This is a genomic window from Agrobacterium sp. Azo12, assembly GCF_029193765.2.
Lineage (GTDB): Bacteria > Pseudomonadota > Alphaproteobacteria > Rhizobiales > Rhizobiaceae > Agrobacterium.
In genome coordinates this window covers 469,907-484,700 of sequence record NZ_JARFYO020000002.1, presented here as the reverse complement: position 1 = coordinate 484,700, position 14,794 = coordinate 469,907, and the positions used below count along the sequence as shown (strand labels likewise).

At 55.3% G+C, this 14,794-nt stretch carries 10 protein-coding genes; 7 read left to right on the top strand and 3 right to left on the bottom strand.

Annotation, left to right across the window (positions count from 1 at the left end):
* Positions 1-119: 119 nt before the first annotated feature.
* The gene (locus PYL13_RS18735; protein ID WP_275643206.1) at positions 120-1,616 is read right to left on the bottom strand and encodes an MFS transporter; all 1,497 of its coding nucleotides are present in this window, start codon (positions 1,614-1,616) and stop codon (positions 120-122) included.
* Between the two features lie 96 nt (positions 1,617-1,712).
* Here PYL13_RS18735 and PYL13_RS18730 point away from each other — a divergent pair, with 96 nt between their 5' ends.
* Positions 1,713-2,510, top strand: coding sequence for a helix-turn-helix transcriptional regulator (locus PYL13_RS18730; protein ID WP_259148816.1), 798 nt, complete (start codon positions 1,713-1,715; stop codon positions 2,508-2,510).
* A gap of 80 nt (positions 2,511-2,590) precedes the next feature.
* Here PYL13_RS18730 and gdhA read toward each other — a convergent pair whose 3' ends face one another.
* Complete coding sequence (gene gdhA / locus PYL13_RS18725; protein ID WP_250984538.1) at positions 2,591-3,946, bottom strand: NADP-specific glutamate dehydrogenase; 1,356 nt, start codon at positions 3,944-3,946, stop codon at positions 2,591-2,593.
* Positions 3,947-4,731: 785 nt separating this feature from the next.
* On the opposite strand from gdhA, the gene PYL13_RS18720 reads away from it, so the two are divergent.
* Positions 4,732-7,161 (top strand): glucose/quinate/shikimate family membrane-bound PQQ-dependent dehydrogenase, encoded by a 2,430-nt coding sequence (locus PYL13_RS18720; RefSeq protein WP_275643205.1) that lies wholly within the window; start codon positions 4,732-4,734, stop codon positions 7,159-7,161.
* A gap of 54 nt (positions 7,162-7,215) precedes the next feature.
* On the opposite strand, the gene PYL13_RS18715 is transcribed toward PYL13_RS18720, so the two are convergent.
* Entirely contained in the window at positions 7,216-7,884 is a 669-nt protein-coding gene (locus PYL13_RS18715) for a TetR/AcrR family transcriptional regulator (protein ID WP_275643204.1), read from the bottom strand.
* 431 nt (positions 7,885-8,315) lie between these two features.
* On the opposite strand from PYL13_RS18715, the gene PYL13_RS18710 reads away from it, so the two are divergent.
* The 5 genes from PYL13_RS18710 to PYL13_RS18690 all read left to right on the top strand — a co-directional run bounded on the left by PYL13_RS18710 (position 8,316) and on the right by PYL13_RS18690 (position 14,732).
* Complete coding sequence (locus PYL13_RS18710) at positions 8,316-9,569, top strand: ABC transporter substrate-binding protein (RefSeq protein WP_250984541.1); 1,254 nt, start codon at positions 8,316-8,318, stop codon at positions 9,567-9,569.
* Between the two features lie 65 nt (positions 9,570-9,634).
* Positions 9,635-10,516 (top strand): carbohydrate ABC transporter permease, encoded by an 882-nt coding sequence (locus PYL13_RS18705; RefSeq protein WP_192489695.1) that lies wholly within the window; start codon positions 9,635-9,637, stop codon positions 10,514-10,516.
* Between the two features lie 4 nt (positions 10,517-10,520).
* Positions 10,521-11,372 carry a carbohydrate ABC transporter permease gene (locus tag PYL13_RS18700; RefSeq protein ID WP_259148820.1) on the top strand — a complete coding sequence of 284 codons (852 nt, stop codon included), beginning with the start codon at positions 10,521-10,523 and terminating at the stop codon, positions 11,370-11,372.
* Positions 11,373-11,431: 59 nt separating this feature from the next.
* The gene (locus tag PYL13_RS18695; protein WP_275643346.1) at positions 11,432-12,571 is read left to right on the top strand and encodes an ABC transporter ATP-binding protein; all 1,140 of its coding nucleotides are present in this window, start codon (positions 11,432-11,434) and stop codon (positions 12,569-12,571) included.
* A 22-nt stretch (positions 12,572-12,593) separates the two neighbouring features.
* Positions 12,594-14,732 carry a beta-galactosidase gene (locus PYL13_RS18690; protein ID WP_275643203.1) on the top strand — a complete coding sequence of 713 codons (2,139 nt, stop codon included), beginning with the start codon at positions 12,594-12,596 and terminating at the stop codon, positions 14,730-14,732.
* Positions 14,733-14,794 lie beyond the last annotated feature (62 nt).

Below are 14,794 nucleotides of genomic sequence, written 5' to 3'. Positions count from 1 at the left end.
TGTCAGTCTATCGGCATCACGTGCTGCGGGTGAACTGTTCAAATCTCGATTTCCCAAAGGTCGCTCTCTCAATGGAGTACAACTTATGATGTGTTGTCTGAGTGATGCCGCGTCGGCGTTTAGATATGTGATGGCAGTGGCGGTTTGGTTTTTCTCAGGGTGAAGAGCAATACAGCAGCAAGGCTCGCGGCAACGAGATTGCAGCTCATACCCCAAACGAAGGCAGTGGCGTATAAGCCTTGCTGTTCACTTGGAGCCACGCCGCTCGAAAGCACCGAGCCAAAAAGAATGCCGGTGACTGCAACGCCGAGTGCTGCTCCTGCCTGCTGAAGCGTTGAAATCATGCCCGAGGCCATGCCAGCCTGTCGTTCACTCACAAAACCAAGCACGAGGTTAAGCAGTGGCGTCATGATCATTGCCTGAGTCCCTCCGATAAGGATTAGGACGGGAATAAGATGTGCGATGACCAATCCTGCCCCCGCCACCCACACCTGCATGATCATTGCGGCAAATGACAGGGTGTAAACCAAGGCGCCGACTGCAATTGACAGCGCGCCGAACCGTGCGAACAGGCGTGGTGCGATGATCGACATGACGACGAAGGCAATTGAACAAGGCACAAAAATGCTGCCAGCCTCAAGCGGGTTGAGGCCGAAACCGGTTTGAGCAAGCAAGGCAAAACATAAAAAGAATGACGAGGACGTGGAGTAGATCAACAAAACAAGCACGCCGCCTTTTGCAAAGCGTGCTTGGCGCATGAGTGTCATGTCCACCAAGGGGGCGTGTCCCGACAGTCTTCGTTTTTCCTCATAGTGATAGAACACCAAAAGCAGGGTGATTGCGCAAAGCAGCGAGACACTACTCCAGATTTGCCAGCCATGTGTGGGCATTTCAAGGACCGGTATCAGCAGTGCTGTCAGACCGAGGCTCACCAAGGCCACGCCCGGCCAGTCCATTTCCGGACGCTGTTGTGAACAGGTCTCCGGGATGTGAAGAGCAGCGAATATGGCAAATATCCCAACAGGCACGTTGATCAGAAAGATTGTTCGCCAGCCGAGATCGAAGACGTTGGCTTCCACCAGCAAGCCGCCAAGGATCTGCCCGGCAATTGCTGCTAGGCCAAGCGTCATCCCAAGCAGGCCAAAGGCTTTGCGTCCAGCATCTCCTGGGAAGTTGATACGGATCGATGCGTAAACTTGCGGGAATAATAGTGCTGCTGCCAACCCCTGGAATACACGCGCGGCAATCAGTATTTCCACGCCTGGCGCGATCCCGCAAAGCAGTGATGCGGTTGTAAATCCAGCCATTCCAGTGATGAATAACCGACGCCGACCGTAGAGATCACCAAGCCGGCCGCCGGTGATGAGCAATACACCAAATGCCAACTCGTAACCTGCAATGATGTAGCCAAGTTCTGACAGGCTTGCACCCAAGCTGGACTGCATAGACGGAATTGCGACATTCACGACGAATAGGTCAAAGATCGTTACAAACCCTGCGAGAAGCAACACAAAAAGCCCGAGCCAAGGCAGAGGCGCTGTGGGATTTCTTCCGGTTTCCGGTTGGTGCGAAACGTGTCTTGTCCTTGTTTCGCTCGTGCAGATTTCAGTGCTCATCTTGCGTCCCTTTGTTGTGACGCGGTAGATGTGGCTCGAATGTGAAGCTGTTACAATTTAACTTATTATACTATTACAGCCAGCAATAGGTTGATCATGAGAATTCTCGACAGAACCAGGCCCGATCTTGCCGAATTTCTGCGCGCGCGCCGTGAGCGGCTGGCGCCTGGAGATGTCGGATTGCCGAGAGCAAAACGTCGGCGCACGCCGGGTTTGCGGCGCGAGGAAGTTGCCGCACTCGCTGGCGTCGGTCTTACTTGGTATACATGGTTGGAGCAGGGGAGAGAGATTGGCGTCTCTTCTGACTTTCTGGATAATCTTGCGCGAGTACTCAAACTCGATGCCACGGAGCGCCGGCATTTGTTTCTGCTGGCGCATGCGCGTCCACCAGCGGAGCCAGGCATTACCTTTTGTTCGGTGCCACCATTGGCTGCGAGGCTGGTTTCAGATCTTGCACCTCACGCCGCCTACATCATCAATCTACGATGGGACGTATTGACGTATAATGGCCCTGCCGATCATCTTTTTGGCTTCGGCAGACATGAACCGACGCGACGCAACCTTCTCTGGATGCTGTTCACCGATCCGGTTTTACGGAACACGTTTGCGCAATGGGAAAAGGACGCCCCTGCGGTTCTGGAAAGCTTCCGCCGTGATTATGCAGGCTCGCGTGACGAGGTCGGCATGCGTCACCTGATCGATGAGTTGGAACATGTATCGCCAGAGTTTAAGGCCATGTGGCGTCAACAGGACGTGCTTGCCCCCTGTACGGGTGTTCGCACGCTTGCGGTCGATGGGACATTACTGAACTTTGAATATACGTCGCTGCTAGTCGATGGTGGGCAGCATCTGCGGCTCATTGTGTATGCGTTGACTGCGCCAGCGTCTTTCTGAACCACGGTCCGCTTTCAGGTGCCGGAAAAAACAGCCCCGGCCAAAAACGCCGGAGCCGTTCAATAGGCTAAATCTACACTTTAGATCACGCCGTGCGCCCGCATGGCTTCTGCCACGCGAATAAAGCCGGCGATGTTGGCGCCAAGCACGTAATTGTCTTTCGCGCCATATTCTTCAGCTGTTTCTGCACAGCGGTCATGAATGCCCTGCATGATTTGGCCAAGACGCTCGCGGGCAGTCTCGAAGCTCCAGCTGTCACGGCTGGCGTTCTGCTGCATTTCCAGTGCCGAGGTGGCAACGCCGCCAGCATTAGCCGCTTTGCCCGGTCCGAAAAGAATGCCTGCCTCCTGAAACGCGCGAACTGCATCCGGCGTCGACGGCATGTTGGCGCCTTCCGCGACGGCAATCACACCGTTGGCAATCAGGGTCTTTGCATCGCGACCGGATAATTCGTTTTGCGTGGCGCAAGGTAGCGCAACGTCACAAGGCACGTCCCAGATCGAGCCGCTACCGGATGCAATGAAATGGACGCCCTTGGACTTGACGCGGGCATATTCAGACATGCGTTCACGGCGTACTTCCTTGATCTCCTTGACGAGGTCAAGATCGATGCCTTCTTCGTCAATGATGTAGCCGCTGCTGTCAGAGCAAGCGACGACGGTTGCACCATAGCTGATAGCCTGCTCCATGGCATAAATCGCCACATTGCCTGAACCGGAAACGGTAACCTTCTTGCCTTCGAAGTCGGTGCCTTTTCTTTCGAGCATAGCGCGTGTGAAATAGACGGCGCCGTAGCCGGTCGCTTCCTTGCGCACCAGTGAGCCACCATAGCTCAGGCCCTTGCCGGTGAAGACGCCTGCCTCAAAGCGGTTGGTCAGGCGCTTGTATTGGCCAAACATCCAGCCAATTTCGCGGCCGCTGACACCAATATCGCCAGCAGGCACATCGGTGTGTTCGCCGAGATGACGATAAAGTTCGGTCATGAAGGATTGGCAAAAGCGCATGATTTCGCCTTCGGAACGACCCTTTGGATCAAAGTCCGAACCGCCTTTGCCGCCGCCAATCGGCAAGCCGGTCAAGGCGTTCTTGAAGATCTGTTCGAAGCCAAGGAACTTGATGATGCCGAGATTGACGGAAGGGTGGAAACGGAGGCCGCCCTTATAAGGACCAAGTGCCGAATTAAACTGCACGCGGAAGCCACGGTTGATCTGTACCTGACCCTTGTCATCAACCCATGGCACGCGGAAAATGATCTGACGTTCCGGTTCGCAGATGCGCTCGATCAGGGCATCGGCGAGGTAACCGGGATGTTTGGAGACGACGAGGCCGAGGCTTTCCAGTACTTCGCGGGTGGCCTGATGGAACTCCGGCTCCGCAGGATTGCGCTGCAGGACCTGGGCTAGAATGGGTTCAAGTTTCTCGTCGACGGTCGCCATGGCGACACTCCTTTCATCATCAATAAGAAGGCATGAGGGCCGCCGGTTTTCAATCGGCAGACCCCTTGGGACAGTGCTCTCGCAAGGTGCCGGATGCATCGCCCGTCATCCGTGCCTGGTGGCTAGCGGCGGGAGTTAGTGCATATCGGCTCAGATGCACGACGTTGTGCATCTGACGGTGTTTTGAACTGAATACAGGCAAATTGCCGCTGCTGTGGGCAAAATGGAGGGGTGGCGCCAAAATGAGTCTGAGTCCAAAAGCGGCAAATGATCAATTGATAGGCTTATCGATTTAATTTTTGCGCCTTACAAGGACGGAAGTCCTCATTTCGGTACTCGCGTTAGATTTGAGTTATGCCTTGTCCGCAATCAGCGGGTTGTAGCTAAAGGGCTTGCGTCCAGCCGGTAGCCTTACCGGTGCTCCTATTAATCTCACGATGCAAATATTCTGGCGGCATCCGCTCAAAAGGTCTTTCAGTAATTGTTGATGTAAAAATGTACGAACAAGTACGTATGTGGTTGCAAAACAGATGCCAGCGGCACTATACCGCAGTCTCGGGAAGAAATTCCCTTCGCTGTCGTGCGTGGGAGGGCATGGTAGTAATATAAGAAAGTCCTTGCAGAGGGCGCTCCCTGAATTGCTGCTCATCTGGACCGGCCAAGATGTCGGCGCCCGTTCGAAAGCAGTGTGGTGACCGTAATTGAATGTGATCTCCGCTTCTGCTTCCGTCGCTGTGGGCTTTGACTGTCGACTCTGTCGAATCCACAATTGGAGCTAGAGATAAATGAAAGCCTCTAAAGGCATCCTGTCCCCGATAGCCAGGTTATGGCTATTCGTGCTTGGCGCCGTTCTCATTCTCGCCGGTCTGTTCTTTGCCGCTGCTGGCGGCAAGCTGGTGTCGCTGGGCGGTAGCTGGTACTTTCTGATTTCCGGCATTGCCATCGTCGTTGCCGGTTTGCTCGTCATGATGCGCAAGCCCGCTGGCGCACTTCTTTTCTGCCTGGTTACAGCGGCTACGGTTGTCTGGGCGTTGCTGGATGTCGGCCTTGAATTCTGGCCGCTGATCTCGCGTTTGCTGGCCTTTGGCGTTGGTGCGACCGTGGTCGTGCTCAGCGTGCCGTTGTTGCGCAAGGCTTCCGGAAAGACACCGGCCTATCTGCCGTCTTTTGCCATCGCGGCGCTTCTGGCGGTTGTCTCAGGAGCCGGATTTGCTGGCATGTTCGTGCCGCATCCGACCGTTGCATTTAACGGTACCGTTGCGCCTTTGACGCCAGTTGATCCGGCCAAGGAGCAGAAGAACTGGGAGGCCTACGGCAACACGACCGGTGGCTCGCGCTTTGCAGCGCTTGACCAGATTACTCGCGATAACGTCAAGGATTTGACCGTTGCCTGGACCTACCAGACCGGTGATACGCCCATCAGCCCCGGTGGCGGTGGTGCGGAAGACCAGTTGACACCGTTGCAGGTTGGTGACCGCGTCTTCTTGTGCACACCGCATAACAACGTCATCGCTATCGATGCGGACACGGGCAAGGAAATCTGGAAAAACGAGATCAATGCCAAGTCGTCCGTGTGGATGCGCTGCCGTGGTCTTGCCTATTTCGATGCGACCCGTCCGCTTGAGCAGCCAACCGTTGATGGCTCGACGCCGGTCACAGCAGCCACAGTTCCGGAAGGTGCTCTTTGCCAGCGCCGCCTGCTGATGAACTCCATCAATGCCGAGCTTTTTGCAATTGATGCCGACACCGGCGCATTTTGCCCTGATTTTGGCACCAACGGCCGCGTCGATCTGAAGATTGGTATGGGCGATGCCCCTGATCCGCAATATGTGCTGACATCAGCGCCGACGCTTGCTGGTACCACTGTTGTTGTCGGCGGTCGTATTGCCGACAACGTTCAGGTCGATATGCCGGGCGGCGTCATGCGCGGTTTCGATGTGATCACTGGCGAATTGCGTTGGGCATTTGACCCGGGCAATCCTGAAATCACCAAGCTACCTCCAGAAGGTCAGACCTATACACGTTCGACACCGAATGTTTGGGCCGCAATGTCCTATGATGCAGCATCGAACACTGTATTTTTGCCGGTTGGTAGCCCATCAGTTGACCTCTACGGTGCGACGCGTACGGACCTTGACCACAAATACGGTGCGTCGATGCTGGCGCTGGACGCCACCACAGGTCGCGAGAAGTGGGTCTATCAGACCGTTCATAACGATCTCTGGGACTTTGACGTGCCAATGCAGCCGTCATTCTTCGACTTCAAGAAGGCTGATGGATCGACTGTTCCGGCCCTGACCTTCGGGACCAAGGCTGGCCAGATCTGGGTGCTCGATCGTGCGAACGGTCAACCTCTGACGGAAGTCGCCGACGTGCCGGTCAAACCAGGTAAAATCCCGAACGAACCTTATGCTCCGACACAAAAACTATCGGTTGGCATGCCGCAGATCGGTGCGCAGACGTTGACGGAAAGCGACATGTGGGGTGCGACGCCATTTGACCAGCTGTTGTGCCGCATTGCCTTCAAGGGCATGCGTTATGATGGCGTCTACACCGTTCCGGGAACAGATCTGGCGCTGAATTTCCCAGGCTCGCTTGGTGGCATGAATTGGGGCGGTTTCTCCACCGATCCGACGACAAACACCATATTTGTCAACGACATGCGCCTTGGTCTGTGGATTCAGATGAAGGAAGCCGCACCAAGCACTGCCGTCAACAGCGGTTCGGAAGCGACCAATACCGTCATGGGCCTCGTGCCGATGCGCGGTACACCTTACGCGGTCGACAAGAACCGTTTCCTGTCGGCGCTCGGTATTCCGTGCCAGGCCCCTCCCTATGGTTCGCTGACTGCCATCGACATGGACAGTCAGAAGATCAAGTGGCAGGTGCCGCTCGGTACGGTTGAAGATACCGGCCCTATGGGTATCAAGATGGGTCTTCCAATCCCGATCGGTATGCCGACGATTGGTGGCTCGCTGGCCACGCAGGGCGGTCTGGTATTCTTTGCCGCCACCCAGGACTACTATCTGCGCGCATTTGACAGTGCGACAGGCAAGGAAATCTGGAAGGCCCGTATGCCGGTTGGAAGCCAGGGTACGCCGATGACCTACAAGTCGCCGAAGACTGGCAAGCAGTACATCGTCATCTCGGCCGGTGGTGCACGTCAGTCGCCTGATCGCGGCGACTATGTGATCGCCTACGCGCTGCCAAACTAAGCCGTCAGGTACATTTGCTGGAAAAAGAAATGCCCGGCCATGCGCCGGGCATTTTTATGGAGCAGCCCACTGGCTGCCGGAACAGTCCGTGGTGACATAGGCCAATACGGAATCGACCACCATCTGTCTGTGCCGCTGGTAGATATCGGGTACGGAGAGGTCGCACTGGAAGAGTGTTCCGAATGTATGTTTGTTGGTAACGCGGAAAAAACACTGCGAACTGATCAACATGTGCAGATCAAGCGGTTCGATATCACGGCGAAACACACCAGTTTTGCGCCCACGGGTGATGATATCTTCCAATGTTTTAAGCACGGGCGGGCCCGCATCCCCGATCGCCTTCGATTGCTTCAAATGCATGGCCTGGTGGATATTTTCATTCATTACCAGACGCACAAAATCGGGGTTTGCTTCATCGTGGTCGAATGTGTGTTCAATCAATTTTTTCAGGGCTTCAACAGGAGAGAGTGCCTCAAGGTTCAATTCTCTCTCAAATGTCCGGGCCTGAATGTAAGCCTTCTCAAGGACCGCAAGATAAAGGCCGGTCTTGCCGCCGAAGTAATAGTAGATCATCCGCTTGGATGTCTTGGTGCGTTCGGCTATCGCATCAACCCGCCCGCCCGCCAGTCCCAGAGCGGCAAATTCCTCAGTGGCCGCTGCCAGAATGTCTTCCTTGGTTTTGTCGGGATCATTCTTTCGCGTCTCGCGCTTTGGACTTCGCATTTAAGGTCAGCTTTCTTCGCATCTAAACTGGAACATCCGCTGGTAGGTCCATTTGGTATAAAATGCGAGTGGAAATAAGGCCAGTTGATCGCGGCTGGGCTGCTTGTGGTCATCTCTGCATCCTCTGTATCGCCGATAAATCCTATATGGCATTTCCTGGTTCTGTCCTTTTCAGGACTGCCGGATGTGTCTGTCTAGTGGTTGAGTGCAGCTGTGAATTGCATGGTCCTAAAGCCTTCAATTCCCTGAGCAACAGTGAATGTTAGCAATCCCGATGGGCTTTATATTTTGGTTTGTCCCGACCGCTGACTTTGATGTGAAAAACCGCAATTCCAATCATTAATTTATTAAACTAACCATTGACGAGCGATAGGTGTTCGCCTAGTGATACCGCTGAGATCGGGAGCTCTCGTTTGTTTTAGGAGGACAACATGACCACGATTCTGAAGCCGACCCGCCGCCGTTTTGTACAGCTGACAGGTGCCGTTTTGGCATCCAGCGCGCTGTCAGCACCTGCTATAGCGCAGGAAAAACAGCTAACGATCATTTCCAACCGCGGCAACGCCGGTCAGCGCAAAGCGCTTGAAACGATTGCAGCTGAATTTGGCAAGGCTGTCGGTGCAAATGTCACCGTCAATAACATGGATCACGAGGCGCATAAGACCGCGATCCGCAACTATCTCGTGGCAAGCCCGCCGGATATCTGCTTCTGGTTCTCCGGCAGCCGTATGCGTGGTTTTGTGCAAAAGGGGTTGTTCGAGGACGTTTCCGATCTCGTAGCCAAGGAAAATTATGCGGATGTGCTGGGCGGTACGCTCGGTTCCGTTACTGTTGATGGCAAACAATATGGTTTGCCGACCGGCGGTATCCTCTGGGGTCTGTTCTACCGCCAGGATACGTTTGACCAGCACGGTCTGACCGTTCCAAAGACATTCGATGACTTCTTTACCTTGGCTGAACAGTCCAAGAAGGCTGGCATCATTCCCATGAGCATGGGCACCAAGGATCAGTGGCCTTGCGGCGGGTGGTTCGACCACATGAACCTGCGTATCAATGGTCTTGAGCATCACATGGATCTGATGAACGGCAAGGTGAAATACACCGATGCATCGCTCAAGGATGTTTTCGACAAGTGGGAAGCGTTGATCAAGGCTGATTTCTTCACGCCAAACGGTTCGTCCTACGAGTGGGATCCTGCCGCGGCCAGCCTGGTGCAGAAAAAGTCCGCGATGATGGATCTCGGCAACTTTATCAAATATGCGTTCCCGGCCGAAGATCTGCAGCATGTGCGTTTTGCGCCTTTCCCGACGATCAATCCGGGCATGGACCAGTTCGAGGACTTCTCGGTGGATTCGATCCACATGCCGTCGGGTTCGAAGAACAAGGAACTGGCACGTGAATTCCTGGCTTACTTCTACAAGCCGGAAAACCTGAGTGCTTACCTTGCGCCGGAAGGCAATGTGCCTGCCCGCAGCGACTGCACGATCGGTGACGATCCGATCCTGAAAATGGCAGTCGCTGAGCTGAAAAACGTCAAGGGCACTTCGCAGTATTACGACCGCGACAGCGATCCTGATCTTGCGCAGGCCGGCCTCAAGGGCTTCCAGGAGTTCATGGCAAAGCCTGAGCGTCGCGAGCAAATCCTGACGCAGATCGAGCGTACCCGCCAGCGCATCCACGGCTGATCGCCGCTTCGTTTCAAAAGGAGGTGGGCTTGTTCCACCTCCGATCATTTCCATAGGATATGCCCATGTCTCTTTGGTGGCGCAGCCATCGTAACTGGCTGACACCCGCGCTGTTGCTTGCGCCGGGCCTGATACTCTTCCTCGTTGTCATCATTGCCTCGTCGCTTGAGACGTTCCGTATCTCGTTTTACGACTGGGACGGCATGGGCCCGAAGACATGGGTTGGTCTTGGCAACTACCGTGAACTGTTCGACGATCCGCAGTTCTATGTATCGCTGAAGAACAACACGATCTGGCTGATCACGTTCCTGCTGGCGCCACCCGCCGGTCTGGCGATCGCGCTTCTGGTCAATCAGAAAATTGCTGGCATGCGATTTATCAAATCGCTGTTCTTCATGCCGCTGGTGCTGGCAACCGTCACGGTTGGTGTGATTTTCGGATGGTTCTACGATCCGACCTTCGGTCTGCTGGCCATCATCTACCACGCATTCGGTGCGGAGGCGCCAGCGCTTCTTTCCGATGAAAACCTTGTGACCTTCGCTGTTGTTGGCGCTGCCCTGTGGCCACAGATCGCCTTTTGTATGGTGCTGTTTCTGGCCGGTCTCAACAATCTCGATGAGGAATTGATCGGTGCTGGCCGTGTTGATGGCGCGAAAGGCTGGCAGATGCTGCGCCATATCGTTCTGCCGCAGCTCAGCCAAGTTGCCTTTATCGCCGTTGCCATCACCGTTGTCGGTGCCCTGCGGTCGTTCGATGCGATCTCGGTGATGACCGCCGGTGGTCCGTTCGGTTCCTCCATGGTGCTAGCCTACCAGATGTATGATCAGTCGATCTTCTCGTACCGTTTCGGTTATGGGGCTGCGATTGCCACCATCCTGTTCCTCATCATGTCCATATTCATTGCCTGGTATCTGCGCGGGCTGATCAAATCCGAAAAGAGGAGCTGATCCGATGTATCCTCGTCCCATACCCGAGAACAAAAAACTTGCCCGCTTTGGATATATGGCTGGCGTTTCGCTGGTGCTTGTCCTGTGGCTGTTGCCATTGTTTGCCGTCATCATGACGTCCTTCCGGTCGTTTGATGACGTAATGGCCGGAAACTACTGGGGCTGGCCCAGCAAGTTCAATCTCGTCGAGAACTATGTCGCGGTCTTCGAACAGACCAAGATGACCCGTTATTTCATGAACAGCCTGATCATTACGGTGCCCTCGGTCATCATGGTTCTGGTGTTCTCGACGCTGACCGGTTTTGTGCTGTCGCGCTATCGTTTTCGGGGTTCGATGGTGATCTTTGCGATCTTTGTCGGCGGTAATTTCCTGCCGCAGCAGATCATGATGATTCCGATCCGCGACCTGATGGTTTCGATCGGCCTCTACGATACCTTCTATGCGCTGATCCTGTTCCACGTTGCCTTCCAGACCGGCTTTGCCACACTGTTCATGCGCAACTTCATTGCCGCCTTACCGGACGAACTGTTCCAGGCGGCACGTGCCGAGGGTGCGTCACCCTGGCAGACACTGATCCACATTGTCGTGCCCCTTGTCCGCCCTGCGCTCGCAGCACTTGCCATTCTCGCCTTCACCTTTATCTGGAATGACTATTTCTGGGCGCTGGTGCTGACGCAGAGTGATATCGTCAAACCGGTTACTGCCGGTCTCTCCAACCTCAAGGGTGAATGGGTTTCTGCCTGGAACATTGTTTCGGCCGCCACGATCTTCGTCGCGATCCCGCCGGTCATCATGTTCTTCCTGATGCAGAAGCACTTCATTTCGGGCCTCACCATGGGAGCGGTCAAAGGATGACTGTTGCCGCCCAGAACCCGACGCCCACCAACCAGACGAACAATAAGGACAAGATCGGCATGAAAAGCGTCGAACTTACCAATGTCGAAAAGCACTATAGTGGTTTCCACGCGCTGAAGGACATCAACCTTACGATTGAGAAGGGCGAGTTTATCGTGATGGTCGGTCCATCCGGCTGCGGTAAGTCCACGCTGCTCAAGACCATTGCCGGTCTTGAAACCGTGACCTCTGGCACGCTGACGATCAATGGTCGTGATGTGACTAAGGAAGAGCCGGGCGATCGTGGCATAGCCATGGTGTTTCAGTCTTACGCGCTTTATCCGCACATGACGGTTGGCGAAAACATGGGGTTCGGCCTGAAGATGGCAAAACGGCCAAAGGCCGAGATTGATGCCGCCGTAAAGCGTGCTGCCGAAATCCTGCGTATTACCGAACAGCTCGATAAGCGGCCAAAGCAGCTGTCCGGCGGCCAGCGCCAGCGCGTAGCGATCGGACGGGCTATTACGCGTTCTCCGGAAGTCTTCCTGTTTGACGAACCGCTGTCCAATCTGGATGCGGCACTGCGCACGCAGATGCGCGTGGAACTGTCGACGCTGCATGCCGAGCTTGGCTCAACGATGATTTACGTCACCCACGATCAGGTCGAGGCGATGACGATGGCCAGTCGGATCGTGGTGCTGAATAAGGGGGCAATCGAACAGGTTGGTTCGCCGCTTGAGCTCTATGCCAACCCGATCAACCATTTTGTCGCCGGCTTCCTCGGTGCGCCGCGCATGAATTTCTTTGAAGGTCGTGTCGTGACCGTTTCGGGCAACCGCGTCAGCGTCACTGTCGAGGGACTACCGGAATTGCAATTTGCCGATATCGCCGACGTGAAACTTTCTGTCGGCGACAAGGTCAAGGTTGGCGTGCGTCCGGAACGGTTGAAAACCGGAGAGCAGACCGGTGACGCCAGTTTCGAGGCGAAAATCCGCCTGATCGAACATCTTGGCCGCGAGACAATCCTTCACGTTGACGGCGGTCCTGTGGTCACCACCGGCTCCGACACCGGCACCCAGAACATTACTGTTCAATTGGGTGATGTCGTTGCCTTTTCCAACGGTCAGTCGGTGAAGGTTAGCTTCGACCTCTCGGACGCTTACCTCTTCGGGCCTGACGGCAAAACGATCACTCCTGCGAAAGCCGCCACCCGCACTTAATTTAATTTGGAGTTTTGAAGATATGAAACGGTCCAATCCAGCGCCGCTTTCGGCTTGGCGCACGCTTAACCTTGACGATTTTTTGCTTGGCGTGCCGCATTATCCTGAGCATGTCAATGAAAGCTACTGGCAGCGTGATGCCGAGCGGATGAAGGAACTCGGCTTCAACACGGTGCGTATGGGCGAATTTGCCTGGCACATCTGGGAACCCTTTGAAGGCAAGTTCGACTTTGACCTGTTCGACCGGGCGATTGAGGTGCTTGGCAAGGCTGGCATCAACACCGTTCTCTGCACACCAACGGCGACACCACCGCGTTGGTTGACACATAACTATCCTGAAGTGCTGCGTGTTGACCGCAACGGCCGTCGGGCAAGCCACGGCTCACGCCAGCATTGCGACACGACCAGCCCTGTGCTGCGTCACCACAGCCGCCGCATTACCAAGGCAATGGCCGAACACTATAAGGACAATCCCTATGTTATCGGCTGGCAGACAGACAATGAGCTGAACACCACGGTGTCGGAATCGTTCTCGGATTCTGCCGCACTCGCGTTCCGTAACTTTCTACGTCACAAATATCAGACAATCGATGATTTGAACTTCGCCTGGGGCGGCCATTTCTGGGCCACTGCCTATGACAATTTCGATCAGGTCGTGTTGCCAATGCCGATGGCACCATCCTATTTGAGCCCCGGCCACGTCCAGGACTATCACCGCTTCCTGGCTGTAGCGACCGCAACCTTCCAGCATGATCAGGTCAAGATCCTGCGTGAAACCAATTCCGACTGGTTCATCTTCCACAATCTCGGCAATCTCACCGACATCGATTTCCGTGGTCAGTTTGGTCAAGACCTCGACTTCATCGGTTTCGATATCTATCCGATGCTCTATGACGAGTTCCGCCGGACGGGCGGCCATGCCGCAACGCAAGCCCTGCAGATGGATTTGTGCCGCAGCTATTCCGGCAACTTCATCGTGCCGGAGCAGGCATCCGGTCTTGGCAGCCAGCCTGCCTTCACGACGATGACACCAGAGCCCGGCGAAATGCGCCGCATGGCACTGTCATCCGTGGCGCGGGGTGCAGATGGTCTGATGTTCTTCCGCTGGCGCCCGGCGCATTTTGGTGCGGAAATCTACTGGATGGGTATTCTCGACCACGATGACGTGCCACGTCGCCGTTATGAAGAGGCACGTCATTTCGCGTCGGACATCAACAAGATCAAGAGCAAGTTGCTGGGCACCAGTGTTCAGATCGATATCGGCATTGCCGGCGCGGACTTCGACAACCAGGAAGCCCACAAGACTTATCCGATCGGCCTGCCGTCGCCGGTGGAAGATGCAGTTCATCTGCATCGCTTCGCCTATCAGAACGGTTATGCGACCGGCTTCGTCCATCCGGAAGACGACCTGTCTCGCCTGAAGGTCTACTACATTCCGCATTGGGTCATGTGGGATAATGCCTGGACACCAAAACTGCGTTCCTTTGTTGAGGCGGGCGGTACGGTGATTGTTGGTGCGATGACCGGCACCCGGGATCGCAACAACCACATTATTCGTGAGCAGGCACCGGGCGCACAGCTTTGCGAATTGACCGGAGTGAGGGTTGAAGAGTTCGGCCGTGTTGTGGCGGCTGGCGGGCAAGGTCTTTTCCAGCGCAATGCGCCTGATGCCGGCATGTATGTGCCGCCGCAGGTTCTGCCGTCTTCGTCGTCGGAACGGTCCTACAAGATGCAGATTGGCAACCGAGAGGCGACGGCCGAACATCTCTACGAGACCATCGAAATCGCTGACGATGTGAAGGTCCTGGGGTCCTGGTCCGATCGCAGCCTGGCTGGAAAACCGATGCTGACCGAGCGCAACGTCGGGCAGGGACGTGCGATCTATCTCGCAACCTATCTCACACCTGAGGTGGTTGAGCTTCTGGTATCGACTGTCATTGCACAGTCGGGTGCCGAGCCTCTGGTTGAAGATTTGCCATCCGGCGTCGAAGTATCGCTCCGCACGGCAGAAGATCGTCGCCTGCTTTTCGTCATCAACACGACAAGCGAAAGCCGCTCTTTCAAGGCACTGCCTGCTGGTCAGGATCTGTTGACGGATTCAGCCGTGTCAGGCGCAACTGAACTGGCTGGCTACGGCTGCCTGGTGATTGAGCTCAGCTAAGTCTCCACCCTCCCAGGAGAGTGATGCTTGAGCTATCAAGACGTGCGGGGAACTAGGTGCCC